Source organism: Synechococcus sp. BO 8801 (assembly GCF_002252675.1).
Taxonomy (GTDB): Bacteria; Cyanobacteriota; Cyanobacteriia; order PCC-6307; family Cyanobiaceae; genus Cyanobium.
Genome location: NZ_NQKY01000006.1, coordinates 117,917 through 142,142, shown reverse-complemented (window position 1 = coordinate 142,142; position 24,226 = coordinate 117,917). Strand labels below are relative to the sequence as shown.

Annotated in this window: 23 protein-coding genes and 1 pseudogene; 13 read left to right on the top strand and 11 right to left on the bottom strand. The window is 63.2% G+C overall.

Annotated features, from left to right (window positions below):
• Positions 1–61 precede the first annotated feature (61 nt).
• Positions 62–457, top strand: coding sequence for a hypothetical protein (locus CJZ86_RS06750; RefSeq protein ID WP_094585179.1), 396 nt, complete (start codon positions 62–64; stop codon positions 455–457).
• Positions 458–547: 90 nt separating this feature from the next.
• Here CJZ86_RS06750 and CJZ86_RS06745 read toward each other — a convergent pair whose 3' ends face one another.
• The 4 genes from CJZ86_RS06745 to CJZ86_RS06730 are packed head-to-tail and all read right to left on the bottom strand — an operon-like array spanning position 548 to position 1,691.
• On the bottom strand, positions 548–991 hold the full coding sequence (locus tag CJZ86_RS06745) for a nuclear transport factor 2 family protein (protein WP_094585178.1): 444 nt from the start codon (positions 989–991) through the stop codon (positions 548–550).
• A gap of 13 nt (positions 992–1,004) precedes the next feature.
• Positions 1,005–1,250, bottom strand: coding sequence for a hypothetical protein (locus CJZ86_RS06740; protein WP_094585177.1), 246 nt, complete (start codon positions 1,248–1,250; stop codon positions 1,005–1,007).
• Positions 1,251–1,264: 14 nt separating this feature from the next.
• Positions 1,265–1,501, bottom strand: coding sequence for a chlorophyll a/b-binding protein (locus CJZ86_RS06735; RefSeq protein WP_094585176.1), 237 nt, complete (start codon positions 1,499–1,501; stop codon positions 1,265–1,267).
• A 46-nt stretch (positions 1,502–1,547) separates the two neighbouring features.
• Positions 1,548–1,691 (bottom strand): CAB/ELIP/HLIP family chlorophyll-binding protein, encoded by a 144-nt coding sequence (locus tag CJZ86_RS06730; protein WP_094585175.1) that lies wholly within the window; start codon positions 1,689–1,691, stop codon positions 1,548–1,550.
• 137 nt (positions 1,692–1,828) lie between these two features.
• On the opposite strand from CJZ86_RS06730, the gene CJZ86_RS06725 reads away from it, so the two are divergent.
• Entirely contained in the window at positions 1,829–2,413 is a 585-nt protein-coding gene (locus CJZ86_RS06725; RefSeq protein ID WP_094585174.1) for an EF-hand domain-containing protein, read from the top strand.
• A gap of 2 nt (positions 2,414–2,415) precedes the next feature.
• Here the strand turns inward: CJZ86_RS06725 and CJZ86_RS06720 are convergent, their stop codons facing one another.
• Complete coding sequence (locus CJZ86_RS06720; RefSeq protein ID WP_094585173.1) at positions 2,416–3,492, bottom strand: DUF3616 domain-containing protein; 1,077 nt, start codon at positions 3,490–3,492, stop codon at positions 2,416–2,418.
• Positions 3,493–3,564: 72 nt separating this feature from the next.
• Positions 3,565–4,812, bottom strand: coding sequence for a family 10 glycosylhydrolase (locus CJZ86_RS06715; RefSeq protein WP_094585172.1), 1,248 nt, complete (start codon positions 4,810–4,812; stop codon positions 3,565–3,567).
• Positions 4,813–5,255: 443 nt separating this feature from the next.
• Between CJZ86_RS06715 and CJZ86_RS06710 the strand changes: the two genes are divergently transcribed.
• On the top strand, positions 5,256–5,963 hold the full coding sequence (locus tag CJZ86_RS06710) for a glutathione S-transferase family protein (RefSeq protein ID WP_286145700.1): 708 nt from the start codon (positions 5,256–5,258) through the stop codon (positions 5,961–5,963).
• On the opposite strand, the gene CJZ86_RS06705 is transcribed toward CJZ86_RS06710, so the two are convergent.
• The gene (locus CJZ86_RS06705; RefSeq protein WP_094585171.1) at positions 5,848–6,831 is read right to left on the bottom strand and encodes an ion channel; all 984 of its coding nucleotides are present in this window, start codon (positions 6,829–6,831) and stop codon (positions 5,848–5,850) included. The genes CJZ86_RS06710 and CJZ86_RS06705 overlap by 116 nt on opposite strands.
• A gap of 150 nt (positions 6,832–6,981) precedes the next feature.
• On the opposite strand from CJZ86_RS06705, the gene CJZ86_RS06700 reads away from it, so the two are divergent.
• The 4 genes from CJZ86_RS06700 to CJZ86_RS06685 are packed head-to-tail and all read left to right on the top strand — an operon-like array spanning position 6,982 to position 9,842.
• Entirely contained in the window at positions 6,982–8,121 is a 1,140-nt protein-coding gene (locus CJZ86_RS06700; RefSeq protein WP_094585170.1) for a hypothetical protein, read from the top strand.
• A 38-nt stretch (positions 8,122–8,159) separates the two neighbouring features.
• Positions 8,160–8,810 carry an ABC transporter ATP-binding protein gene (locus CJZ86_RS06695; RefSeq protein ID WP_094585169.1) on the top strand — a complete coding sequence of 217 codons (651 nt, stop codon included), beginning with the start codon at positions 8,160–8,162 and terminating at the stop codon, positions 8,808–8,810.
• Entirely contained in the window at positions 8,807–9,625 is an 819-nt protein-coding gene (locus tag CJZ86_RS06690) for an ABC transporter permease (RefSeq protein WP_094585168.1), read from the top strand. Before CJZ86_RS06695 ends, CJZ86_RS06690 begins: the two co-directional genes overlap by 4 nt.
• A gap of 37 nt (positions 9,626–9,662) precedes the next feature.
• On the top strand, positions 9,663–9,842 hold the full coding sequence (locus CJZ86_RS06685; RefSeq protein ID WP_094585167.1) for a hypothetical protein: 180 nt from the start codon (positions 9,663–9,665) through the stop codon (positions 9,840–9,842).
• A 4-nt stretch (positions 9,843–9,846) separates the two neighbouring features.
• Here the strand turns inward: CJZ86_RS06685 and CJZ86_RS06680 are convergent, their stop codons facing one another.
• The 3 genes and pseudogenes from CJZ86_RS06680 to CJZ86_RS06670 all read right to left on the bottom strand — a co-directional run bounded on the left by CJZ86_RS06680 (position 9,847) and on the right by CJZ86_RS06670 (position 13,784).
• Positions 9,847–11,148, bottom strand: coding sequence for a cytochrome P450 (locus tag CJZ86_RS06680; RefSeq protein ID WP_198960094.1), 1,302 nt, complete (start codon positions 11,146–11,148; stop codon positions 9,847–9,849).
• A gap of 236 nt (positions 11,149–11,384) precedes the next feature.
• Positions 11,385–12,185: a hypothetical protein gene (locus CJZ86_RS06675; protein WP_094585165.1), complete on the bottom strand. Its 801-nt coding sequence runs from the start codon at positions 12,183–12,185 to the stop codon at positions 11,385–11,387.
• A 439-nt stretch (positions 12,186–12,624) separates the two neighbouring features.
• Positions 12,625–13,784 (bottom strand): annotated as a pseudogene (locus CJZ86_RS06670) (IS3 family transposase).
• Between the two features lie 280 nt (positions 13,785–14,064).
• On the opposite strand from CJZ86_RS06670, the gene cynS reads away from it, so the two are divergent.
• The 3 genes from cynS to CJZ86_RS06660 all read left to right on the top strand — a co-directional run bounded on the left by cynS (position 14,065) and on the right by CJZ86_RS06660 (position 17,748).
• Complete coding sequence (cynS, locus tag CJZ86_RS06665) at positions 14,065–14,511, top strand: cyanase (RefSeq protein WP_094585164.1); 447 nt, start codon at positions 14,065–14,067, stop codon at positions 14,509–14,511.
• 452 nt (positions 14,512–14,963) lie between these two features.
• A complete protein-coding gene (locus tag CJZ86_RS16655) occupies positions 14,964–16,121 on the top strand; it encodes a site-specific integrase (protein ID WP_143594083.1) in 1,158 nt (385 codons plus the stop codon).
• Positions 16,122–17,055: 934 nt separating this feature from the next.
• Positions 17,056–17,748 (top strand): hypothetical protein, encoded by a 693-nt coding sequence (locus CJZ86_RS06660; RefSeq protein WP_094585163.1) that lies wholly within the window; start codon positions 17,056–17,058, stop codon positions 17,746–17,748.
• Positions 17,749–17,839: 91 nt separating this feature from the next.
• Here CJZ86_RS06660 and CJZ86_RS06655 read toward each other — a convergent pair whose 3' ends face one another.
• Positions 17,840–20,800 (bottom strand): bifunctional DNA primase/polymerase, encoded by a 2,961-nt coding sequence (locus CJZ86_RS06655; RefSeq protein WP_158219527.1) that lies wholly within the window; start codon positions 20,798–20,800, stop codon positions 17,840–17,842.
• 1,058 nt (positions 20,801–21,858) lie between these two features.
• Between CJZ86_RS06655 and CJZ86_RS06650 the strand changes: the two genes are divergently transcribed.
• From CJZ86_RS06650 to CJZ86_RS06640, 3 genes are all read left to right on the top strand, one after another.
• Complete coding sequence (locus CJZ86_RS06650; RefSeq protein WP_198960091.1) at positions 21,859–22,278, top strand: RNA polymerase subunit sigma-70; 420 nt, start codon at positions 21,859–21,861, stop codon at positions 22,276–22,278.
• A 1,301-nt stretch (positions 22,279–23,579) separates the two neighbouring features.
• On the top strand, positions 23,580–23,963 hold the full coding sequence (locus tag CJZ86_RS06645; RefSeq protein WP_094585161.1) for a DUF6926 domain-containing protein: 384 nt from the start codon (positions 23,580–23,582) through the stop codon (positions 23,961–23,963).
• A complete protein-coding gene (locus tag CJZ86_RS06640) occupies positions 23,960–24,202 on the top strand; it encodes a hypothetical protein (protein WP_094585160.1) in 243 nt (80 codons plus the stop codon). Before CJZ86_RS06645 ends, CJZ86_RS06640 begins: the two co-directional genes overlap by 4 nt.
• Positions 24,203–24,226: the final 24 nt, after the last annotated feature.

Genomic DNA, 24,226 nt, shown 5'->3' with positions numbered 1-24,226 from the left:
CGTCAGAATCTGTAGCAGCAGATACAGTTGAAAGCAGAACTCCAGAAGCAGGGCACCCCCCATGGCCAGCGGTTGCTTCCCCCATCAGTTCGAGGGCAGTTTCTCCGCCTTCAAGGAGCGTCAGCTGGTGTTCGCGCTCACCCGACAGCTGGCCGACGCCCAGTTCCGGCGGGGCGACCGTTCCCTGAGTGAGCGCCTCTGGCAGGAAGCCGCCGCCGAGGCCATGGATGCGGAGCGGATTATCGCCCTGCTCTTCGGCGTCCACGACCACAACGACCCGGAGGCCATGGAAGCGGTGGATCGCCCGTGGCGCGAGCTGCAGCGCGAGGCCTCGCGACGCGCCGGCACGCCCCTGGCCCGGCTGGCGCGACTCACCGGGCGTCGCCCGGCCCGGATGTCCCGGCATCACCGATCAGCAAGGCCGAGCCAGGCGCCCGTCGCAGGCTCCGGCCGTTGAGCGGGATGGATGCCATTCCGGCGTGAGCACCCTGCATCGCGCCGTCTGCCCCCTCCTTCGTCAGGCACAGGTGCTGGCTGATCGGAACCTTCAGGCCACGAAACGCCCGTAGAGCCAGCGCACGAAACCTCCCACCAGCGGCACCGGGGTGAAGGTGGGGCCGACGAAGTCGAAGTAGTCACGATGGTCGACGATCCGGCCGTCGGCGCCGAGGCGAAGACGGCTGGTACCGGGATAGATGAATTCGAAGCCCTTGATCTTCAGGCCCATCGTCCATTCCACGAAGGCCACATCGCCGCTGAGGGCCACGGCACCTGGCTCAAGGAAGACGTCATCGCAGCGCTGCAGCAAGCCCTCCTGGGCCACGATGTAGGCCTCGAGGCCCTGCCGCTCCTGGGTGGGGTCGGTGAAGTGGACCGCCCCGTCGTAGAGCGCCCGCCACTGCTCTGGCGTGGGCCCCGGGGCGCCGTAGGGCTTGGTGAACAGGGCCCGGAGCGCGTCTTCCCCTAGCGGTGGCTGCAGCAGGCCGGTCATGGAAGGGGGTCTCTCAGGCGGCGGCCGAGCGGGGACGGGTCAGGGCCAGGGCCGCTCCGCCGATGGCCACCAGGCCCAGAGCTCCGGCTGCGGCCAGGAACACCAGGGTCTGCAGGGCCAGCAGGAACAGGCCCAGGGCCGAAGCCGCCTTGATCTGCACCCGGGCCTTGATCAGCAGGGTGAGCAGCAGCAGCACCGTGGCCTGCAGACCGGCGATCCGGGCCGCCGTGAAGGGACACAAGGGGGGCAGGAGCAGCATCGGCAGCGGAACGATCAGAAGCAGAAGGGCAGGAACTGGGTGCGGCAGGCGGCGTAGCCGTCGGTCAGGGCGCCGAGGCCGATCTGGTGGGCGATGCCGGAGCCGGTGATGGCTTCGGTGAGCACACCGATGACAAGACCGAGCATGGCAGCGCGGCCGTTGAAGAGTTCGACGCGCTTGAGCTGCTCCATGTGGATGGAACGCTCACTGTCGCCCTGGAGGAAGGCGTCGTTGGCGGGGGTGTTGGTCATGGGTCGGGCAGGGAAAGGAAAGGAAAAGGGCTGGGCCGTTGCTCGATCAGCCGAGACCGATCTGGGTGAGGATTCCCTGGCCGGTGAGCAGCTCGGTGCCGAGGCCGATCACGAAGCCGAGCATGGCGAGACGGCCGTTCCAGGTTTCGGCGAAGGCGACGAAGCCGAAGCGGGCGGAGGAGTCGGTCATGAGTGTTTCAGTTTGTTTCGTGAATTGTAACAGGTTGTAACGGTTGACGTCAAGCATGGCCGCAGGGGCATGCAGCGGCAGCCAGAGGCGCAGGCAGCGGCGGCCCCGTACCATCGAGATCCTCTGCGGCCCGGTGGATGTCGAGCGTCTCCCTGCCGGCCGAGCTGATGCGGCGCTACCGCCGGCTGTTCAGCTTCTACGACCGCGACGGCGACGGCCGCCACACCTTGGAGGGTGACTTCGAACCGGTGGCGGTGCGGATCGCGCGGCGCTGGCAGGGCCGGCCCAGCCGCTTCCCGGATCTGCTGGGGCTGCTGCTCGACACCTACCGGCACGAGAACGCTCGCCGCGACCAGAACCACGACGGCACGGTGGATGAGGACGAGTTCCTGGCCTCCCATGGCCGGGTGTTCGCCGCCTTCGGTGCCGATCCCCAGGCCGCGCGGGAGTTCATGGCCCGCTCCGCCGGTGGCTTCTTCGACGTGCTCGACCTCGATGGCGATGGCCAGCTCGAGCTCGACGACCTGGCCGCCTTCGCCGCCGCCTACGGCCATCCCACCGCCGGCATCGCCGCCAACCTCAACCGGATGCTGGCCGCGCTGGGGCTGCCCCCCGGCCGCCTGCCACGGCAGGCCTTCCTGACGCTGGTGGAGCAGTACTGGTTCGATCCCTCGCCGGAGGCCCCCGGCCGCCACCTGTTCGACGGGGTGGAGCTGGGCTGACGTCAGTCCGGCAGCACAAAGCCATCCAGGCGGGTGCTGACTCCCTGCTCGCCAATCCTGGCGGCCACCGGATCGTCGTAGGCGACCCAGGCCAGCAGCTGGTCGCCATGGCGCTGCACATCCAGGCCCTCCGGTTTGTCGCTGCCTTGGCCGGGGCGACCGGGGCGGCCATCCCGGATCCACAGCAGGGGCTCCGTTCTCTCCAGGGTGACGCCGTCCTGCTGGGATGAACCCTGCGGGCCAAGGGCGTTGCGCCAGCGGTGCAGGTAGCAGGGGCCCGCCAGGTCCATCGTCGGCCCGGCCAGCACGAGCACGTCGTCGCTGCCGGGGACCACGGCCAGATCCCGCACCGCCAGGCCGCTGAGCGACAGGTAGCGGCAGCGATGGGCCTCCAGGCTGAGGGTGGGGCCGTCGCCATCGAGGCCGCCCAGGCTGAGGTCGAGCACCAGGGCGATGCCCCGCAGGACCGGTCCGCGCAGCCCCACCAGCACCCGCTCGCCACGGGCGGCGATGCCTTCGATATCGAGTCCGTTGTCCTTGCCGGGGATCGCCAGAAACGGGGCGATCCGCCGGTCGCTCGCCAGGGCCTCGGTGAGGGCATCACGGCCCTCGGCGGCATCGAAGGCCAGCCGCTGCCCTGCCACGGGCCGGCCCTCCCCATCCAGCCGCAGACAGCCGAGCACATGGGCGTTGCGGCTCTGCCTGTCGTGGAGCTTCAGGGGTCCTGCCTTGGCGTCGTACTTGCGGCGCCGCAGGGAATGGGAGCCCACCATCCAGAGGCGATCACCATCACGGGCCAGCCCCTCGATGTCCGATTCGCCGTCGTCCTTGCCACCGGCAAGACCGAAGTCCCTGAGCTTCACGGCGCTGAGGTTGCCGTAGTGGTGATCGCCGAGGCGGTCCAACCGGTACAGGCTGCGTCCCTCATCACCCCCCAGCCACAGCACCCGGTCGAGGGCCACCAGGGCGGAGAGGTTCTGCCGCAGCTCCTCGGCGTCCGTGTCCTTGGCGGGGGACAGCTCCAGGAGGCGCTGGTGGGTCGGGACGGCCAGGGGCAGGTCGGCGGCCGGCTCGGGCATGGGGGGAAGGCGGGTGCTTCTTTCCTTGGTAGTGGGGCGTCGGGGGGTGTCAACGTCAGCTCCCGGCGTTCGCTAGGGAGGCGGCGGCGGCAGGGGCGGCGATGTAGCTCCGCGGCCCCCGGAGGCCCCCAGCGCCTGCCGACGGGGGCCCAGCATTTCCGCCAGCCCGGCGATGCGCTCGGCGGGCGGCTCGGGGCCCAGGCTCCACAGGCTCTCGAAGTAGAAGAAAGCCACCCCCAGGCCCCGGGCCCGGTTGGCGGCGACTTTCTCGGCCATCAGGGCCAGGGGGGTGGGGCGGTTGCGCTGGCCGCTCAACACGGCGATGGCGGTGGGGATGCGCTGGCGGGCCTCCTGCACCTCGGCCCGGCTGAGGTGGGGCCCGTAGCTCTCCAGATCGGGCCGGTAGATCTGCACCAGCAGCTCATCGGCGATGCCGCGCCGCACCCATTCGCGCCAGTCCTGCAGCTGCAGCTTGTAGGCGAAGTCGTAGTAGTTGGGGGAGATCGAGATCAGGGCGCCGGGGCGGGCGGCGCGTATTGCCCTGGCCAGCTGGTCGAGGAAGGCGGTGATCCGGTCGGCGCGCCACTTCACCCAGGCCGGATCCTCGGGGTTGGCCGGTGGATCCTTGCCCGTGTCCTTGCGGTAGAGCGCCCTGGTGAAGAGGTCGTAGCCGAACTCCTGCGGCAGGCTCATGTGGTCGTCGAACTGGATGCCATCGGCGCCCCAGTCGTTCACCACCTCCAGCACCAGGTCGGTGATCAGCTGCTGCACCTCCGGCCGGAAGGGATTCAGCCACACCACCCGGCCGGCGGCACTGGTGGAGGTGAGCCCGCCGTCGCGGGTCTGGGTGAGCCAGCTGCGGTGCCGTTGCGCCAGCGGCGACTCCGGGGGCGCCATGAAGCCGAACTCGAACCAGGGGATCACCTTGAGCCCGCGGTTGCGGCCGGCGCTGATCAGCTCGGCCAGGATGTCCTGGCCCTGCAGGCCGCGGAAGCTGAAGTCCTGCAGCTGGCGCGCCTCGCTCACCCGGCTGGGGTAGTACGCGAAGCCGCCGTTCCAGACCACCGGATAGAGCCGGTTGAAGCCCAGCTCCGCCAGCTGATCCACGGCGGCCTGCATGCGGCTGCGGTCCCGCAGCACGGGCATGTCGTTGGCGGTGAGCCACACCCCCCGCAGCTCCTCCGGCTGGTCCTGGGCTTTCGCCGCTGGCGACAGCAGCGGCAGGCACGCGAGCACCCCTGACAGCACCCCAGCCAGCAGGACCCCGCTGAGGAGCAGGGCGATCCCGCGGAGGGGACCGCGTCGGTTCAAACCGGCCATGGCATCCAGGGATCGGCGCCGCTCATCCCTCCACGATGGGGGCGATTTCCCGCCCTGGCGCCCAGGGTCCGCCGGGTGAACAGGTGGCGCAGGAGGCCCGTTAGGGTCCGCGGGCGTCATGGCGACCGTGATGGGCCTGCTGGTGGACGGGGTCTGGAGAGACCAGTGGTACGACACCGGCAGCAGCGCCGGCCGCTTCGAGCGCTCGCGGGCGGCGTTCCGCAACTGGATCACCCCGGATGGATCGGCCGGTCCAAGCTGCGAGGCCGGCTTTGCCGCCGAAGCCGGCCGCTACCACCTCTATGTGTCACTGGCCTGCCCCTGGGCCCACCGCACCCTGATCCTGCGCGCCCTCAAGGGGCTGGAGGACCTGATCCCGCTCTCCGTCGTGCACTGGCTCATGGGCGAGCGGGGGCTGGACGTTCCACGCGGCGGAGGGGGTGGTGCCGGACCCCAACGAGGGCGCCGAAGCCCTGCACCAGCTGTACACCGTGGCCGATCCCCACTACTCCGGCCGGGTCACCGTGCCGGTGCTCTGGGACAAGCAACGGCGCACGATCGTCAGCAATGAATCCTCCGAGATCCTGCGGATGTTCAACAGCGCCTTCGATCACCTGGGCGCCCGCGAAGGAGACGTTTATCCGGCGGCGCTGCGCGAGGCGATCGACCGCCTCAATGAGCGGATCTACGCCACCGTCAACAACGGGGTGTACCGCTGCGGCTTCGCCACCACCCAGGAGGCCTACGAGGAGGCGCTGGGTCCCCTGTTCGCCACGCTCGACTGGCTGGAGGGGCACCTGGCCGGCCGGCGCTATCTGCTGGGACCTGCGATCACCGAGGCGGACTGGCGCCTGTTCACCACCCTGCTGCGCTTTGATCCGGTTTATGTGGGGCACTTCAAGTGCAACCTGAAACGGCTGGTGGACTACCCCCACCTGTTCGCCTACACCCGCGATCTCTACCAGGTGCCGGGGGTGGCGAACACCGTGAACATGGCGCACATCAAGCGCCACTATTACCAGAGCCACACCATGATCAACCCCACGGGTGTTGTGCCGGTGGGTCCGGCGATCGACTATCTCCTTCCCCATGGCCGGGAGCTGGTGGGAGCGGCGGCGGATCCTGGGGATCGGTCACATCGAAGCAACTGAAATCGAGGAACACGCTGTCGGGGCCGTCGATCTGCACCATGTCGCGGAACTGCTCCCCCAGCCGCAGATCGGCCGCCCCGTAACTGCAGCGAAAGTGCACCGGTGCCAGCAGGATTTCGTCGAGTCCCTGGAAGGCCACGAGAATTTCAGCCTGGCGCCGCTCCAGCTCCTCCCGGCTGAGGCCGAACAGGGGGCTGTGCTGGTCGACGCGGTGCATCACGGTCCACATCAGCTGGAAGCTGATCGACTGATCACGCACCAGCGGCAGGGAAACGAGGCGGCGCATCCGACGGCCGCCGCTCTCCTCGTTCATGGCCAGGGAGGCCCGGATCCGCCCATCCACCAGGCTGTTCTGGCGCACGTTGGCCACCCGGAAGGTGAGGGTGGGGTGCCCCTGCCAGGGTTCGATCGTGGCCACGCGGCTGAAGCGCAGGCGGGCCCGGCTGCGGGAGAAGCGGGCAAAGGCCAGGCCGGTGGTGACGGCGATGAACAGCAGCCCGAAGAAGGCCTCCACCGTGACCACCAGATTCACCCAGAGGCTGCTGGGATGGAGAACGCCGTAACCGATCGAGCCCAGGGTCTGGACGCTGAAGAAGAAAGCATCCAGGACAGAAAGGCGCTGGCCATCGGGAGCCCCGCCGATGCCATCGAGATCCAGCGCATAGAGCAGCGTGAAGGCAAGATTCAGCAGCAGATAGCTGGCGGCGATGCTGAGCAGAAAGCCCGGCCAGGGAATGGCCAGCATGAAACGATAGGGCTCCCGCCAGTGGCGGTGCCAGCCCCGTCGTTCCTCCGCATGGAGCATCCCGCCTCGGTGGCTCAGCCGCACCGTCCGGATCGGCTGGCGACGCTCGACCGATGGGCCCATCCCAATCCAGTGGTGGCAGAAACCATCGTGACATCGAAAGGTGCCCAGGGAATGCCACCTTGCACACCAATAAGAAATGTGGGACCGCCTCCTCGGCGCTCTGATGTGCCATTGAGACTGGGCCCCAGATGATGGCCTCAGACAACGCGAATGGCAGATTCCGAACGGGGCAGAACATTCAACAATATCGTCTCAGGCATCGCCGCCATCGCCGGCACCATCGGATTGATTGTCGCCACGATCACCTCCAACGAAGTCAACAAGCTGTCGCAGCAATCACGCACGGCGGGACTGGTTGGTGATCTCACCGATAAACTCACATCAAAGCAACTTGGCAGAGACATCTCCCTGCTGGCGATCGAGCACATGCTCAACACGGAGCCAGGAAAAGACAAGGCTCCTCGAGACAAGTTACTGCTCGCACGCATCTCGATCCTGCTGATCGAGGGGTCATCCGGGGAAGAGTCGATCAATGCCCAGAACAACAATTCCCGCCAAGCGTCCGCCACCCAGACCCAGTTCAACCATGGTGTCGACCAGGCCGCGAGGGTGCTGAACCGTCTGGTTCAGAGTTCCGGCGAAGCCTGCAATGACTACTACCAGCAACAGGTGTTCAACCTCCATCTGAAACTTGGTGGCCAGGATCTGACGCCGGCTGCTGACATCCAGGCCGATTGCGGTGAGGCCGGGGCGCTGGCGATCGAAGCGCTGCGCAAGCAGGTGGAAGGCAAGGACAGCAATGGCGAACAGTCGGTCAGCGTCTCCCAGCTGGCCCAGGACCCGATCGTCGATCCCAGGCTGGTGGCGGGCTCCCTGGCCCAGGCCAGGGTGGTCAACCAGCTCAATGCCGTCAGGCTCGAAACGGCTCGGGCCAAAAGTGCCTACACCGAACCAAGTCTGGCCGTCGTCACCGTCCATCTGGACAATCCGTCCATCGCCGAGCAACTGAAACCCATCCTGGTCCAGCTTTCCGCCAAGCGCTGGTACATCGTCTCTGGCGTGCGCTTCGTGGAACCGTCATCGAGCAGCTGCGGTCCATACAACTCCGTTCGTTTCTTCCACAAGGCCGACAACGACCTGGCCGAGAAGCTGATCGCCCAGATCAGCGCCCTCAAGACAACCTCGCCATCGGTCCGCGCCCTTCTTGCCGGAACCGGGAATACAAAGCCCGGCATCTCTCCCATCGACCTGAGCACATGGAGGTACGCACGCTCCGTCCCCCAGGGCACCGTGGAGCTGTGGCTGGCCTCCAAAGGCACCCGCTGCCAATCGGCGCCGGCCGGTGCGTGACGGGGTCAAAGTGAGGGATGGCTGGTCATCGCTCACCCTTGGACCGCCCCCAGCTGCTGAGCGCCGCCGGCCTCGAGCGGCGACTGGGGGATCGGCTGCTCTGGAGCCAGCTGGATCTCGCGCTGGCCGGTGGTGATCGCCTGGGGCTGGTGGCGCCCTCGGGGGCAGGGAAAACCCTGCTGCTGCGCACCCTGGCCCTGCTCGATCCCCCCGAGGCGGGAACATTTCACCTGCTCGGGCGTTCGCCGGCGGCCTGGGGTCTGCCGCGCTGGCGGGCCATGGTGCTGTATCTGGCCCAGCGGCCCGTCGCCGGTGGGGGAACCGTGGCGGCGAACCTACGCGCGCCCTGGCGGTTCCGGGAGCGGCGCGGGCAGGGCAGCTGGAGCCACGGGCGCATCACCGGCTGGCTGGCGGCCCTGGGGCGCGATCCCTCATTCCTGGACTACGACGCCGAGCGACTGTCCGGCGGTGAGCTGCAGTTGCTGGCCCTGCTGCGGGGCCTGCAGTTCGATCCCACCGTGCTGCTGCTGGATGAACCGACCGCCTCCCTGGACGGGGCCACCACCGCCGCCGTCGAGGCCCTGCTGAGCGACTGGCTGGCCGCCGGTGCGCGCGCCTGTGTGCTCATCAGCCATGACGGCGAGCAGATCGAACGCTTCGCCACCCGCACCCTGGAGCTGCAGCGATGACCCCCTCGAGCGCCGGCGCCCTGACGATCAGTGATGGCCGCCTGGCCCTGTCCGGCCTGCTGATCCTGGTGAATGTGGGGCTGTCGGCGGCACTGCGCCTGGGCCTGTCCCGCAGCCTGCTGGTGGCCTCCATCCGGATGGTGGTGCAGTTGCTGCTGGTGGGGTTCGTACTCGAGTGGCTGTTCCACCAGGACCAGGCGCCCCTGATCCTGCTGGTGGGGGCGGCCATGGCGATGATCGCCGGCGTGTCCGCCGTCCAGCGCACCCGGCACCGCTTTGCCGGCATCTACCTCAACAGCCTGCTGTCGGTGATGGCCTCCTCGGCGCTGGTCACGGGCCTGGCGGTGACGGGGCTGATCCGGCCCCAGCCCTGGTACAACCCCCAATATCTGATCCCCCTGCTGGGGATGGTGCTGGGCAACACGCTCAACGGCATCTCCCTTGGGCTCGATCGCTTCATGGACGGCCTGCGCAGCGGCCGCGATCAGGTCGAAACGGATCTGGCCCTGGGGGCGACCCGCTGGGAGGCCTGCCAGGCGGTGGTGCGCGAGGCGATCCGCGTGGCCATGATCCCGACGATCAACTCGATGATGGTGATGGGCCTGGTGAGCCTGCCCGGGATGATGACCGGCCAGATCCTCCAGGGGGCGGCACCGGCGGCGGCGGTTCGCTACCAGATCGTGATCCTGTTCATGATCGCGTCGGCGACGGCGCTGGGGGTGTTCGGCGTCGTGGGCCTGGCCTACGCACGGCTCACCAGTGCCGACCATCAGCTGCGGCTCGACCGCCTGGTGCGGCCTCGCGGCGGCCGATGACGAGGCTGCGTAGAGTCAAACCAGCAATTGATCAGACTTGAAACAGCTCATCGGGCCACTGCGCAGGGCATCCATCTATGGCGTCATCAGCTATCTGGGTCTTGTTCTGATCAACAACTCGGAGCTGAACCTTCCCAATATGTGGATCGCCTATCTTCCGATGTTCATTGGTGTCTATGTGGCGACTCAATGGCTGGACAAGACGTTTGGGGACTGACGATCTAAGACCCGGCAGCGTTGATTCGGCGACGTGGGCGCACCAGCAGGCCATCCCTCGGGGAGGGGCTGGGAATGACCAGCAGCGTCAGGTCCTGATCCGGCTCCAGGGCAAGACTCAGCTGCTTGAGCAGCCCCACCGCCAATAGACGGATGTCCAGCTCCGCCAGCGCCTTGCCCAGGCAGACGCGCTCACCGCCTCCATAGGGCAGCAGGGTCACCGGTTCGGCTCCCCCCAGATGGCGCTGGGGCCGGAAGGCGGCCAGATCCTCCGGGTCCGTGCCATGGCGATGGCTGGCGGTGATGCTCACCTGCACCACCCGATCGGCCGGCACCAGCACACCCGCCAGGGCGATGGGCTCCCGGGTGCGGCGAAAGAAGCCCCCCACCGGTGGTGTCAGCCGCATCACCTCCTTCACCACCGCATCCAGCCGCGGCGCCCGCAGGGCGTCGTAGGCGCTCACGGCGTCCCCGCCGGCAGGGGGCCAGGACAGGCCGTCGAGTTCCTCCAGCAGCCAGGCCAGCTCGGCGGGATGCTGCAGCAGGGTGAGCAGCAGGCAACTGAGCGCGGAGGCGGTGGTTTCGTAGCCGGCGAACAGCAGCAGGAGCAACTGCTCCGCCACGTCGTCGTCGGCCAGGGGGAGGCCGGCTTCATCCAGCCCGCCAGCCAGCAGGTCGAGGCCGCCGGCCACGAGGGGCGCTCCGGAGGCTGAGGAGACCTGGGCCTTGTGAAGCACGGACCCGAGGCGCCGCAACAGGCGCTGACGGGCCTGGCGGGCGCCGGCGAAGGGACTGCCGGGCAGGGCGAGCGGAAAGGAGAACAGGCCCCGGCACCAGATTTCGAAGTCCGTGAACAGGGCGTCGCGATCGGCACCATCAAGCCCGAGCACCGTGGTGGCGATCACGGCGAAGGCGAAACGCCGCAACCGGGGCACCAGGGCCACGGGGGCTGGCGCAGCCAGCAGCTCCTGGTTGAGGCCCTCCACCAACGCCACGATCGCCGGGCTGTAGCGCCTCAGGGCGGCGGAGGCGAACAGCTGGCCCACCACCCGACGGCGCGCCTTGTGGTCGGCGCCGTTGCGGTTGGCCAGGGACAGCGGCCCCAGCAGTTGCCGGACACTGTCCGGCCACCAGCCCTCGACCGCGTCGCCCTGGGCGAACAGGTCGGCAATGGCCTGCCCACCACGGATGAACACGGTGCGCTGCCCCAGCAGGCTGGTTTCGTAGACATCGCCGTAACGCTCGAAGCGTGAGCCGGCAAAATCCGGATCGCGGAAAAAGGCGAGGGTTTCGAGCACCCCGCTCACCGCTGCTGTGCTGGGAACGGGCCGAAGGGTGGCGGGGTCGGGGAGCAAGCAGCGTCATCCGGGGCAGTCTCCAGGCTGGCAGCCAGGTGATCGCGTTGCGACGCCGCTGGCGGCAAGCGCATCGACCTGTCGCGCTGGTGGCGTGTTGAAAGGGGGCCAAGGATGGCGAGAAGGTTGATCCGATGACCCACAGGGATGTGGGACGGACAGGCTCTCTTCGCCAAGGAAAAGTGGGCCTAAGGAATCACCTTGGCGGGCTCGTGGCCAGGGCCGAAGTAGCTACGGATGGCATCCTCCATCAACGTCTCGGACAGCAGGGGATTGTTGATGAGAAGACCGACCTTATCCTTTGGTTTGTAGACCACATAATAGGGGTCGTCCTGCTTGGGAAAGGTGAACCCGAGTTGGGCCGAAGGATCGCCTTGGTCGAGGTCGATCAGCACGAAGTTGACACGACCGGCATAGAGCTGTGACTCATAGGCAAAGCGCTGGAACTGCGTGGGCATATTCTGGGGACCCTTGTTCCGGTAAGCCATGATGAAGGTCGGCAGACCAGGCTTGAGAATCAGCCGGTCGACCTCATCAACAGTGACATGATAAACCAGTGGTCGGATCTTCAGAAAGCGGGTGATTTCAGCGCGCAGACGATCGGTTGAGATGGAATGAACCGTGACTTCGGCACCATCCTTGAGATCCTTAACAGTGCCGATCATCTTCGGATTGTTGTTGACGAGCATGAAGATTGGGCCACGCCTCCAGACTTCGTTGTGGCTGATATCACTCCATGTCTTCGGGTACTTGGCCTGGTCAAGCCGGTAGAACTTGATAGCCCCAACATAGTTATTGCTGTCGCGAGCGATCAAATCGAGCTGGGCCGTCTGTGTGGGACTGCTTTCCTTACTGGAATACACAACGACCATGGACTTATTGCCTAGCTCCAGCAGGAGGTGCGCCGCGTTAGCATCCGTGAGTTCTTCCAGCTTGAGGATGGCATCGACAGTTCTCTTGGCTGAGCCTGCGTTGCTCGAGATCACCATCGTTGGGATCGATGCTGAAGCAGGGGGTCCATAGCTACACACGCCGGAGGACGCCAGTACAACGACGCCAAGAGCAGCTGGGTTCCATCGAAACAATGGCTCTCCCTCAAACGGTCGATCAGGGAAACAGTAACTCAAGCTGCCAGTCTGTGATCTTTCTCGGTAGGTTTCTCCATGCGCCGTGGAGCATGCGGCGGCTTCCGGTGGAATCACTGAAGGCCAGATACGATCCAGACCCGGCAGGGCAGACCGGATGGTTGCGGCCTGGTGCGACGTCTGGAGATCCCGATCGAAAGAGTCTTAGCTTGCTTCAGCGCAACGCGGTCCCAAGGCGTCAGATGGATGAGTGGGGCGGGTGTCGATAGGGCCCAAGCAAGGGCCGGACGTCTGACGTGACCCCCCTTATCGGTCCAGGGCTTATGAGGGTGGGTGGGTGTCGTCATGCTGCAGCTCCTTGTTGAGCTGCCTCCAGGGGCGTGAGCCCCTGGAGGGCCGAGTGCGGCCTGAGCGAGTTGTACTCCCAGCGCCAGCGATCGGCCAGGATCTGCGCCTCTGGGGCTGTGCCGAACAGCTCGGTGTTGAGGAACTCATCCCGGAACCGGCCATTGAACGACTCGGCAAAGCCGTTCTCCCATGGGGATCCCGGTGCGATGTAGGCCGTGCTGGTGGTGGTGCTGGCCTCACACCAATCCCGTAGAGCCTGCGCAATGAACTCCGGCCCGTTATCGGACCGGATGAACGCTGGCGCCGGGTAGAGGCTGGTGAGCTCCTCCAGCACCGCCACCACATCCTTGGCCTTGCAGCGTCTGCCCACACGGATCGCCAGGCAGAGGCGGCTGTGCTCGTCGATCACGTTCAGGAACTTGAGTCTGCGGCCATCGGCGGTGGCGTCGAACTGGAAGTCCATGGCCCACACCTGGTGGGGATGCTCGGCCCGGTGGCGGCGCACCGAGCCGTCGGCGGGCCGTGCCCGCTTGTGCTTCCTGGGAGTGGGCCGTTGCAGGCCTTCCTCCCGCCAGAGCCGTTGCATCCGCTTGTGGTTCACCGTCCAGCACTCGCGCCGCAGGAGGCGGTAGGCCATCCGGCGGCCCCAGCGGATGTGCTCAGCGGCGATCTCCCGGAGACGCTGCCGGAGCTTGGCCTCCTCAGCCGAGACGACCTTGCCGGGATGACGCTGGGTGCTGCGGTGCTGGCCCACCACCCGGCAGACGAGGCGTTCAGAAGCCCGGTAACGCTCCTGCAGGACCGTGACAGCCCTGCGTCGACGCTCCGGGCTCAGACGTGTCCCGTCGCACCGCAAGGTGCGCCTCACGGCGCAACAAGATCCTTGAGCATCGCCTTTTCCAGCTCCGCCTCCGCCAGCAGCTTCTTGAGCCTGGCGTTCTCCTTCTCCAGCTGGGTCAGTCGCCGGGCCTCCTCGGCCTGCATGCCCCCGTACTGCTGCCGCCAGCGGTGGTACGTGGGCTGCGTCACCTCGATGACGCGGCAGACGTCGGCGACGGTCTTGCCCTGGGCGATCAGCTGGTCGGCGGTCTTGAGCTTGCGGATGATCTGCTCCGCTGTGTGCCTGGTGCGTTCATGGTGGAGTCCCCGGCCCAGTCAGGCCGGCTGAGAACTCTCATTCACCCTGGAGCGGTTTCCGGGGTCCACGTCAAGAGTGTCCAGAAATCGAATCAGCCTTGATGCAATGGGTGGAAGAAATGATGCTCATGATGTCGTCATGACGATGCGACACCTGGGACTGAGCGCGCTGCGGAACCTCAACCCCCAGCAGCGGCGCTTACAGCTGCAGGCATGAACGACCTGGTGGGAAAGCACGGCTAACCTCTGTCGGGCCTCCGCCACCTGGTCGCCCCATTCCGCCCATCAGCATCGTGCCATGAGCCCACTGACCCCTCTCAGCCAAACCCTGCTGAGCGCCAAGCGCCGCAAGGGGGTCAGCTTCGCCGAGCTGGAAACACTTCTCCAACGCGATGAGGTATGGATCGCCAGCTTGCTGTACGGACAGGCCACGGCCTCTCCAGAGGAGGCGGAGAAGCTTCTGGCGGCCCTGGATCTGGATCCAGAGCTGGCCAACGAGCTGACAGCCCCGCCCGTGAAGGGATGCCTGGATCCGGAGGTTCCGACCGATCCATTGATTTATCGCTTCTATGAAATCATGCAGGTGTACGGCCTGCCGCTCAAAGATGTGATCCAGGAAAAGTTCGGTGATGGCATCATGAGCGCCATCGACTTCACCATGGAGGTGGACAAAGTGGAGGATCCAGCCGGCAACAGGGTCAAAGTCACTATGTGCGGAAAGTTTCTGCCCTACAAGAAGTGGTGATCAGATCCTCGTTGAGGCTGCTCTGACGCCGTGGCATGGGGGCATCGACTATGGGGCGACTGTTCCGCCAACACCATCACCCGACGTACCACCCATTTCTTGAATGATCAGGAGTCTGATCTGCAGTGAACGGACGGAGACGCATTCCATCAGTTCCGCAGATCAGGCACGTGCCCAATGGGGTGGATTGTTCAAAGTCAGTCGGGGCGACAGGATTCGAACCTGCGACCTAGTGCTCCCAAAGCGGTTGGCAGCCATGGAGTCGACCCCTGCACCCAACCACCTAGACCCTGTTGTAGGCTGCCTTCTAAGCCATCAGCGGTCGAAAGAGGTCGAGACGTTTCAACCTCTTGAAACCCCGTTATCAATGGTTTATCAACCAGCAGGGCCTCCACCCCATGAAGCGATCGGCATCCACCCAGGAGCCATGGGTCCAGTTCCTTCGCCAGGAGGTGAAGGAGCTGTTCATAGGGACGGATGGCAAGCCCGAGCCCGGCTGGTTTATCGGAGTTATGCCTTCAGGGACGACCTACCTCCAGTTCCGGCCGAAGGGCCAGTCCGCCCAGATTGTCAGGCTCCCGTATCGGTGGGCTGCAAGCGAACGCGCCAACATCTTTGAGCGGGTGAAGAAGATTCGCGCATCCATGCTTGCTGGCGGTCGTACCTTGCAGGCAGCATCGACAGAAATTGAAGGATCCAGTTCACACCATCAAGAGGACTGGAGCTCGTTGATAGACCAGTTTCGCCAGCACAAACTTCACCACGGCAAGGTGCCGATTCAAAAGTCAACCTGGGCCTCGAAGTACGAGCCACACTTTGACCGTGTTCAACGCCTCATGAAGGGACCGAAACCACCGACTGACGCCAGACCCCTACTGGAGTCCATCTGCAGCAATTGGCAGCCAGGCAGTCGGTCAAGACAGATCGCCGTACAGAACACTTGCCAGCTACTTCTTTTTGCAGTCGAAAGACATGGGTTTCGGCGTGGTGCCTGGCTACCACCAACTGACACAATGTCGATTGTCGGTATGAGCCGTAATGCCAAACGAATCGGCTACCCACTCAGTGACTCTGAGGCTCTACGTTTGATCGGTGGCATTGATGATCCTCGCTGGCGCTTTGCTCTAGAGCTGATGGCTGTTTACGGCCTGCGCCCCGCTGATTTGGCTAATCTTTCCTTGCGCCAGGGCCAATTGTGGTCCCTGTATTCCAAGGCTAGTGGAGGTGGCCACACTCGCCCTCGTCAACTCCACCCCTTGCTCATTCATGGGCAGGACGGGCCAATCGACTGGCAACTTCAGTCCCGCTTCGCTGCAGGTGAGACCCTCCCACCACTCGGCGCGCCCGGCAAAGCCGGTGATGCGTTAAACACGTTCTTGAAACGTCGGCTGATCTGGAAGCAGCTGCGTGCTGAAGTTGCTCAAAGAGGTGACGAGCTGGTGGTGTACTCCATGCGCCACAGTTACGTTAAGCGCGGACAACTTCGCGGTATTCCTCCGAAGGTGCTTGCTGCAGCCTGCGGCCACAGTCTTGAATCTCATCTGCGGTCATATTCGGAGTGGCAGGATGCCGAGGCTGTCGCCACCCACTTCGATCACCTTGCAGGGTGAGGCGAAAGGGTTGCCATTCTTGCGATGATCCTCTACAATTTGGGTTAAGTACCGTGGACAGCCCAGCGGGAAAACCAGCGTCGCAAACCTTCAAGCAGGTCCGGCGCTGAAGGCAAATGGCCTATGAGTTCCGTGTGAGACGGGATGCTGCAACTTGAAGCAGCGGCAAACAGCAGACGCAGAGCGAACTTATCCACCCCACATCCCCAATGGGGGCATTGTGGATCTGCCTCGCCCTCCGATGACGACCCGCTCTTCAACAGCGCCTGAGGCGCCCCGCTGGATTACCAGCAGTGAATTGTATCGCTTCTTGCGGCTGAGCCACACAACAGTTCGCCAACTTCGTAAGGAACGCGTACTTCTCCCGGGCGATCACTACATCACAAAGGGGACAGGCCCGAAGCCACCTTTGCTGTGGGACTTTGCCGCGGTTGAAGAAACTCTTCGCGCACGTACACGCGCTCTCCCCGAGATCTACAACTTGGAGTAGGGAGGAAAAGCGTTGGAATCATACGCCCTTCGCACTCTGTATGGAGGTACACCCCAACACAAATACCGTCGCGATGATCACCCGTGTGGGGACATACCAAGCTGAGCGGCTACGTAACAACTCAGATGAGCGCTTCTATCGGGGGTCTCTAAGAGGTTTGTCCAGAAGATCGGGAGCTGAATTTGGAACAACGATATTCAGCCACATATACCAGAAGAAATAATTGACCTTGGCGAGTGCGGTATGGACTTACCTTTCGGGCAGAGATGCCTTATGGCGGTGAGGTTGGAGAGCTTCATTCATCACGTCTGACAAAGCTTTTGCCCCTCTTAGCCAGTGGATCAGTGCTGAGGGATGCCGCCCCCGAGCCCGCTCGATCCACCGCGCTCTATCCCCCCTCTCCTATTGTCGTGATGGCACCGCGACTCGACAGCATCCTCTGACGTGGCACCCCCCGATCTCTCCATCCGCGATCTGGAGAGACGGTGGGGGATCAGCCGTAACGGCCTCAAGGCCCGGGCCCGCGCTCTCGGGGTCGATCTGATCCGCGTCTCCTCCACCCTCACCACTTGGCCAGGTGCGTTCATCGAGCTCGGGGAGAGACTCCACGACCACCTCCAGTCAGGCCAGCCAATGGGCACGTTCCCTGGCCTGAAGCCGGCGATAGGTGATGTCAGTCCGACGGCAGTGACAGCAGCAAACTCCACGGCGATCGTGAAGGCCGCTGGCAGCGACCTGGCTGCGCTTGTGGCGGCCCTCCGGGAGGCGGCATCAGCCCCAGCGGCGGATCCCCTTCTGCGGGCTCGGGGGCTGGCGGAGGCTGCCGATAACGCCCTGGTTCTCACCACCACCGATCTGGCAGCCCTCCTGGGTCAGGGGGTGACCTCCTGGCGGAGTGAGCATGAGGCTTACGGCTATCGCTTCGAGCGGCACCACCAGGGCCGACAGGTGCTGTGGACGGTTGCCCGCGCCATTACTCCCAGCTCCCCAGCTGGGGTGCGTTCCCTGTCTGGAGTCAATCCAACCCCCAGCAGTGAGCGGCGCGTTGGATTTGCTGCGGAGGCGTTCATCGATGTGCCATGGCGGATCGCTGATACGACGGGGACGCGGCTGTTCCAGCAGAACCGCATCGGCTGAGCAGGGGGAAGGCAGGGGAGGGGGGATGCCTGCGGCGGGCGGGTATTGCTCCGCAGGAGCCCTCCTCTGCTCATGAACAGGTCACAGCCACTCAGTCGAACTTCGCCCACGGATCCCCATCTGTCTCATCCGTGAGTCTCACGTCCTCGGGGGGCAGTGCTGGGCCCTGCAGGATCCCATTGACCTGAACCGTGCAGAGATCAGCCGGAACCGTGCAGATCTCCTCGTCCTCGGGGGACACCTTGGTCTGCCCCTCCTCGACCGGCCCTCCAGCCTCTCCCACGCGAAGACCGGGAGGGTCCGTGGAACAACCGTTTTCGTCCTCGGGATCCACTGCTGTATCCGAGTTCGAGGTTGTTTCATGGCCCGTGAAACAACCTCCAGCAGAGGTCCCTGTGAAAGAACCTTCCTCGCTCTCGGGGGATGAACCAGGGGGTTGTTTCACGGTTGTGGCCGAGGAGGGTTTTTTCACGATTCTCAGGGCCCCGTGAAAAAACTCAAAGACCTTGCGGGGCCATGAGTCTACGTTGTCCAGATCAGTTATTTCATTAACCCCCTCTCCCCTCGCACACGCGAGGCTGTAGTACTTCGTGGGGCGACCCCCCTTTGCCCCCGAGCCCTTCACCGCTTCGGCCCTGACCATCCCGTCCACCACCCAGCCGGTCAGGTACTTGTAGATGGCCCCCGTCTTCGGGATCCGGTCGTGCCCCTCGGCTTGGAGGTACTCCTTCACCCCCTCCCGCACAGCGTCCTGCGTCATCGGCTGCTCCGCAGCCCGCAGCACCTCCAGCACCACCCCCGCCGGATCGAGCTCCCCATTCCTGTTCACCCCCATCCGGTGCAGCGTCGGCGTCAGGTCCTTGATCTCGTAGTTCAGGTTGTGGTCCCTGGTCACCAGCAGCCTGTCCCCAGACCGATCAAACCGGCTCTTGCCAATGGTCAGGATCCGGCTGTTGACCCCATGCTCAGCCTCTTCTTCCTCCGTGAGCTCCCTGATCTCCCAGGTCTCGTCCACCGCCCCCATCAGCCTGTCCGTCCCCCGAAAGCCCACGTTGTCCTTCGTGTTGTGGTGGATCCAGACGACGGCTGCAGAAGGGAAGCCATCCTCCAGATCCAGCGCCCCATTTCTCCGAGAGATGTCGTAGAGCGGCGCCGCATAGGCACCCTCGTTCTCCTTCGCATCCCCGAGGTCGGAAACCGATCCAAGAGAGTCGATGACGATGAGAGAAGGCTCGAGCTCCTTCACGATCTTATTGAACTCACCAGGAAGATCGATCCTCCAGTCACTTACAAGGTGAAACCAGGAGTCCTTCCCGTAAGACTCGATGCCCATCCGGTCCAACTGGGCCGCCAGCCGTGTCTCGCTCTGGTCCCCTGAGATCCACAACACATTCCCTGGAGCACATTTTACCGGGATCCCTCGGATGTCCATGACCTCACCTCGGCCTACAGCCTTCGCCAACGCCAGCATGTACTCCGTCTTCCCGACCCCACCTCTGGAGTGAAGCAACACCTGAGACGGCCTCCTCAGGAATCCAGGAATGATGTACTCCTCTGGAGACACGTTTAGTTGCCATTCTGTCGGCCGCTTGAGCGTGTTGTCCTTGTTCCGCTGAAACTCATTATCCCGAGCAATCAAAGCCCTAATATCCGACGCCTTGTACTTGTACCTCCCGCACCGCTCAGCAAGATCCATCAACTCGACCGACTGCTCAGCAGGATTCGTCACCTCCTTGATGATCTTCCTAGCTCGATCCAGGAACTGCCTAACGCTGATCTCCTCCTTCGGCACCTCCATCGTCTTCTGAGCAGCCTGGAGATCCTCCGGATACTTGAATCCCAGCTTTTCCGCAATCTCACTGACATACGTCTCCAGACTCTCTGGATCCGGCCTCCCGGCATACATATCCCCCGTCCTGACCTTATGGATGAAGTCCAGTTCATCCCCCGAGACCTTGCAAGCCTTGCAATCCCACACCCCCGCGTTCTTCGCATACTGAAAAGCCGTCCCTGAACTGCTCTTATGCCAGGGGCACCCATTCTGCATCTGCGGATTATCCCCACTCCCCTCCACCCAGGTGTAGTTATCAAACTCCGGATGGTTGAATACCAACTCCTGCAGCCGGGGCATGAGAGCCATCCGGACATCATGGTTATTAAAGAACCACCCTCTGATCTGATTGGGCGGAACCTTCGTCCTGGCAGTCTCATGCTTGATATCCTTGACATCCTCCGCATCCAGAAACTTAAAAGCCCCTGTGGCATTCGACTTCATCACGTCGATTAGCCACTGCGGCGCCTCTGCAGGCATCCCCCCGTTGTAACTCAGGAACCTATACCGCTTCTTCGTGTCCGGATGAATACTCCCCGGCAGCACACTCATAGACTTGTTGTACCGAATAACAAAGTCCTCCCCCAGCTTCCCCTCTTCAATACTGTGCTTCGTCTTCTTCACATCATTAAAGAACCTCCCATTCCACGTCGCCGTCAGCGTCGTGATCTCCGAAAACAACGGCAGCAGATACTCCGGCACCCGATAAAGCAACTGCCTCCTCCCCTCCTTACCCGATGTCCACGACATCGTCTTCTCCTCCCCATACGGCTCATATTCCTCCCCCGCCGCTGCCGTATACGCTTTGTCAGCGACCCAACCGTCCAGATCAATCGCCACCAATCCCCCCGAGAGCGATCCCGTCACCACCCCCATCCCGGTGGCGCTCCTATAGGTCAGCACATCTGCAATGGCATCAGCCTGCCTCTTTGGCTCTGTATTCCACCCCTTCTTGAAAGCATCCTTCCCCTTCACCCCCATCAGGTTCCACTCCTTCGGGAACACCTTCTTCTGCGCCATCTGCACAGCCAGCAACCCCCGCCACCCCTCCGGCAGCTCCTTCCCCTCGGCGTTCGTCTCCGCTGCTGTCTCTCTCTGGATCTCATGAGCCGCTTTTGCGGCCAGGTTCTCCTGGAATGTCGGTGCGTCCGCTTCAGCCTCTGCAACCAGTGGAGTCAACACAGCTTCGTCTATGTCGTTGGCTGTGGAGATCGTCTGCATGATGGGGTTCTCTGGAAGTTGTTCTGAAGGCTGAACCGGCGATGTAGTCGTCATGATCAGAGATGTACGGGGAATGGGGGAGACGGGCATAGTTGCTGATCAGTCTTGGACTACATAGTGGTGATACATCAGGACTTCTTTGTTCTTCAACCCAAAGCAGATGAGATTCCTGGCCAGACGAGACTTGCTGCAGCCGAGAACGACGCAGAGCCGCTCCAGCGCCTGCAGTTCGGTTCTGCCAAGACGGACCCCTAGCATTGGTCGGCGGCCAGAGGGAGTGGCATAGGAGGACACCTTGTCAATGGAATGGTTGAGTAGTCCTTCGGACGGAGTCATGGCGGGAGGGCTCACTACCCCGAAAAGCTACTGACGGTGGTTAACCATCCCTGTTAGACCTCATCTTCGTCGGGTTAGGTTTAGAGTGGACATGGTTATTGGCATCTTCTGTCATCACTTGCTGCATATCCCATCTGCCATATGCAGTGGTTCTTCTGCCATGAAGTCCCTGGTCAGTGCTGGTCTTCATCCCTCCTGGGCTTCTTGCATGGACAAAGATCCATGAGACAACATCCAGCACAAGTGCCTAGATATATCCCTTTAGATGCGGTCTATAGGCGTCGCTCGCTCAGCCAGTCATAACTCATGTCGTTTGACCGCTGAAACCCTTGACTTGGATGAGAATGCGCCGGTCTGTCATGCAGTACAGATGCTGTCTGTCTCTCTGCATTGACTTGGTCACCAATGTTTCCCCCGAGAGCTAAGCCACAGAACAGTGGTCTCCAACTCCTGTCCTGAGCAAGGCAATCAACATTTTTGGGCTGCTGGGCCGGGGGTATCCTTTGATTGTCAGATTCTGTCGCGAAGCTTGAGCCGCGGTCCCTCGGATCTGTTGCATGCCATCAGCGACCCGTTCGCTGAGCCAGTCAATAGTAAATGCGATCAGTTTGCTGAGGCTGAAGAGGTGAGTCGTATTCGCGAGACTCTGATCTCCACTCGGCATATACCATGGCTTAGAAAAGCGGTAACGTTGGCGATTTCTATTTCTAACTGACGATTCTATGTCATCAGCAGCCCTGAAGCCCAGGCAACGGAAGGCCGTCATGATGACGGCGCAGGGGATGCAGATGCGCCAGATCGCGCAAGAGCTGAGCATTGGCTACACGACGCTTCTGTCATGGGGACGCAACCCTGACTATGTCCGCGCGGTCGATGAAGCCCTGCAGCAACTGGAGTCGGAGGCAACCAAGGAGTTGCAGCAGGGCTACAGCGATGCGGTTCGAAAAGCCAGAGAGCTGCTGAGTTCGCAGTCCGAGTCGATCGCCTTAGGCGCAGCCAAACTGATCATCAACACCATGAACCATGTGGTTGAGCGGCGTGAGTCGGCAGCCCGCTGGGCAGAAATGTCGGAGCAGATGGAGGTCCTGGAGAAGCGTCTCGCCCTCATCGAGGTCATGCCCTCTGCGGTCGATATCGATTAGACCCAAGGGGGATAGACGCGAGCCGCACTACCAAACGGGTCTTGGTGGCTGTTTTCCTGTGCTTCTACCGGGCTCAGCCGCAATGAATCTGAGTCCATTCACATTTTGATAGTACTTCGCCATGGGATGGCATGCTCCAATCTTTTGTCCCGAGTCCTGTGGTGCTTTTATTGATCGAGCTCATGAGACAAGAAACCTGAGCATGAGAGGTCGGGGCATCCTCCATCAAGCTCTCACGCCAATGTGAACCCTCATCTATTCTGTGACAAGCACCTTCACTCGATATACATTATCTATTGTGTGTATATCTAGTCCTGCGTTGTAGTCCTCATTCAAGCCCTCGAATACTGCCTAGTCCACAGTCACCCAGTCCTCCCCAATCGCTTGACGTATCCACCACTTACCCCCTATGTTGCTTTCAACCGATGAGACAGGACTGCGCCGCAGTCGCTCACTCTCGCCGGTCAGGCTTACAGCCCTGATGCTGACAGCCGAATAGCCTAATCCCTCTCACTACATCAGCGCTACTTGCGCACCATGCCTATGCAGGATTGCTAGCGGCCAATTGTGCTGCGCCAAAACATAGAAACGCTCCCCCAAGGTCGTACGGATCCGCACCCTTCACCGGCTGCAGTGACGTCAACCGGTAGGTGCAAACGAGACGCCTGACGGTATCCATTCCGCTCAGCGCAGGGCATGCGGCCCAGTAGAGATACTCGTTCGGCCAAACGACGGAGGGGTTTAGCGGGAGGACGAGGGCAGCCAATGCCCGAGGACGGATCGAGCCGGTGCGCACCTTTGTGCGGGTCAACAGGCTTCCCGTGACTAAGTCTCCCCAGCGTTGCGCCAACACTCAACAGGCGCCCATACATGCGCAGGACAGTATCAATAGACGCTAAGTCTTCCTCCTGCGGGGCCTTGCGGCCCTGACGCGCTACGCCCTTCCTATGCCTATTGAGGCACGGTGTAGCCGTCGCAGCGAGATCGAGCACGATCTCCATCCCTCTCTCCATCTCTACAGATGATGGTTGACCAGGGCTGCGGTGCAACACCGGCTTCCAGTCTCCGGATGGGACTGAAAAGAAGGGCAAGAACACCCGACGAAATCCATCCAAATCACCAATCCACCTGCATGCATTCCAGACCTCTTGGAGGTCACTGCGTAGCAGGCAAGGCGCAGCCTGCGCTCACCAGTGCCCCTACCGGTGGGCGCTTCGCTGTATGGCGGTTCAAATCCGCCTGGATTGGTTCGCCCCGCCTCTGTGCGGGGCTTTTTTGTGTCCCTCTGAGCTGTGACTGTCATGCCTGCTTCCAGCCTTTACCTGCCAGATCCACCCCTTTCTCCCCCCGAGCCCGTCTTCCTGACGAAGGCGGAGCGGGATGCCCGCCATCCCTCCCTGGTGAGCTATCTCCTGCCCACCCACTGGGCCTGCTATTTCATCAACGACGACCCCTCCGGTCTCGATGAGGACGAGATCGCTGCCGCTGATGACTGGTGGGCGGAGACCTTCTCTTCCCGTTCCGCCACCTGCGTCGATGCAGACGAGGAGTACGGCTTCGCCAGATATCACGACGCTGCCGGCTACTGCCTGGCCACCGACTGCACGATCTACCGCTTCCTCCTGTCGGCTGCGCCGGCTGTAGCTCCCCCCGTTGGGTCCCCGGCGCCGCAGGCGAAGCCATGAGCGGCTACTGCAAGGTCCGCTTCCGCTGTGCCCGAAGCGGCATCGCCACCGCCGGCCTGGTCCTGCCGGCTGACCGCCTCCGAGGCGCCTCTTACTCCAGCCTCTCCCGCTACTTCCCAGCCGGTGCCTTCGCCCGCATCCGCTCCCCCTGGCTGGATGTCTCCCCTCCATTCGATGAGCCGGCTGAAGCCCTCCGCTTCTGCTTCCCCGAGAACGGGCCAGGGCCTACGGCCTCCTGACGGCCCTTCTTCTCCTGCTGGTTA

Bases quoted from the DNA above. Each gene is read 5' to 3' on its own strand.
- CJZ86_RS06675 (WP_094585165.1), bottom strand. From the start codon at position 12,185: ATGGTGATCTCGAGCAACGCAGGCTCAGCCAAGAGAACTGTCGATGCC.
- CJZ86_RS06700 (WP_094585170.1), top strand. From the start codon at position 6,982: ATGGCAGATTCCGAACGGGGCAGAACATTCAACAATATCGTCTCAGGC.
- CJZ86_RS06725 (WP_094585174.1), top strand. From the start codon at position 1,829: ATGTCGAGCGTCTCCCTGCCGGCCGAGCTGATGCGGCGCTACCGCCGG.
- CJZ86_RS06730 (WP_094585175.1), bottom strand. From the start codon at position 1,691: ATGACCGACTCCTCCGCCCGCTTCGGCTTCGTCGCCTTCGCCGAAACC.
- CJZ86_RS06715 (WP_094585172.1), bottom strand. From the start codon at position 4,812: ATGGCCGGTTTGAACCGACGCGGTCCCCTCCGCGGGATCGCCCTGCTC.
- CJZ86_RS06645 (WP_094585161.1), top strand. From the start codon at position 23,580: ATGCCTGCTTCCAGCCTTTACCTGCCAGATCCACCCCTTTCTCCCCCC.
- CJZ86_RS06720 (WP_094585173.1), bottom strand. From the start codon at position 3,492: ATGCCCGAGCCGGCCGCCGACCTGCCCCTGGCCGTCCCGACCCACCAG.
- CJZ86_RS06740 (WP_094585177.1), bottom strand. From the start codon at position 1,250: ATGCTGCTCCTGCCCCCCTTGTGTCCCTTCACGGCGGCCCGGATCGCC.
- CJZ86_RS06750 (WP_094585179.1), top strand. From the start codon at position 62: ATGGCCAGCGGTTGCTTCCCCCATCAGTTCGAGGGCAGTTTCTCCGCC.
- CJZ86_RS06655 (WP_158219527.1), bottom strand. From the start codon at position 20,800: ATGCAGACGATCTCCACAGCCAACGACATAGACGAAGCTGTGTTGACT.
- CJZ86_RS06705 (WP_094585171.1), bottom strand. From the start codon at position 6,831: ATGGGCCCATCGGTCGAGCGTCGCCAGCCGATCCGGACGGTGCGGCTG.
- CJZ86_RS06735 (WP_094585176.1), bottom strand. From the start codon at position 1,501: ATGACCAACACCCCCGCCAACGACGCCTTCCTCCAGGGCGACAGTGAG.
- CJZ86_RS06690 (WP_094585168.1), top strand. From the start codon at position 8,807: ATGACCCCCTCGAGCGCCGGCGCCCTGACGATCAGTGATGGCCGCCTG.
- cynS (WP_094585164.1), top strand. From the start codon at position 14,065: ATGAGCCCACTGACCCCTCTCAGCCAAACCCTGCTGAGCGCCAAGCGC.
- CJZ86_RS06745 (WP_094585178.1), bottom strand. From the start codon at position 991: ATGACCGGCCTGCTGCAGCCACCGCTAGGGGAAGACGCGCTCCGGGCC.
- CJZ86_RS06640 (WP_094585160.1), top strand. From the start codon at position 23,960: ATGAGCGGCTACTGCAAGGTCCGCTTCCGCTGTGCCCGAAGCGGCATC.
- CJZ86_RS06650 (WP_198960091.1), top strand. From the start codon at position 21,859: ATGTCATCAGCAGCCCTGAAGCCCAGGCAACGGAAGGCCGTCATGATG.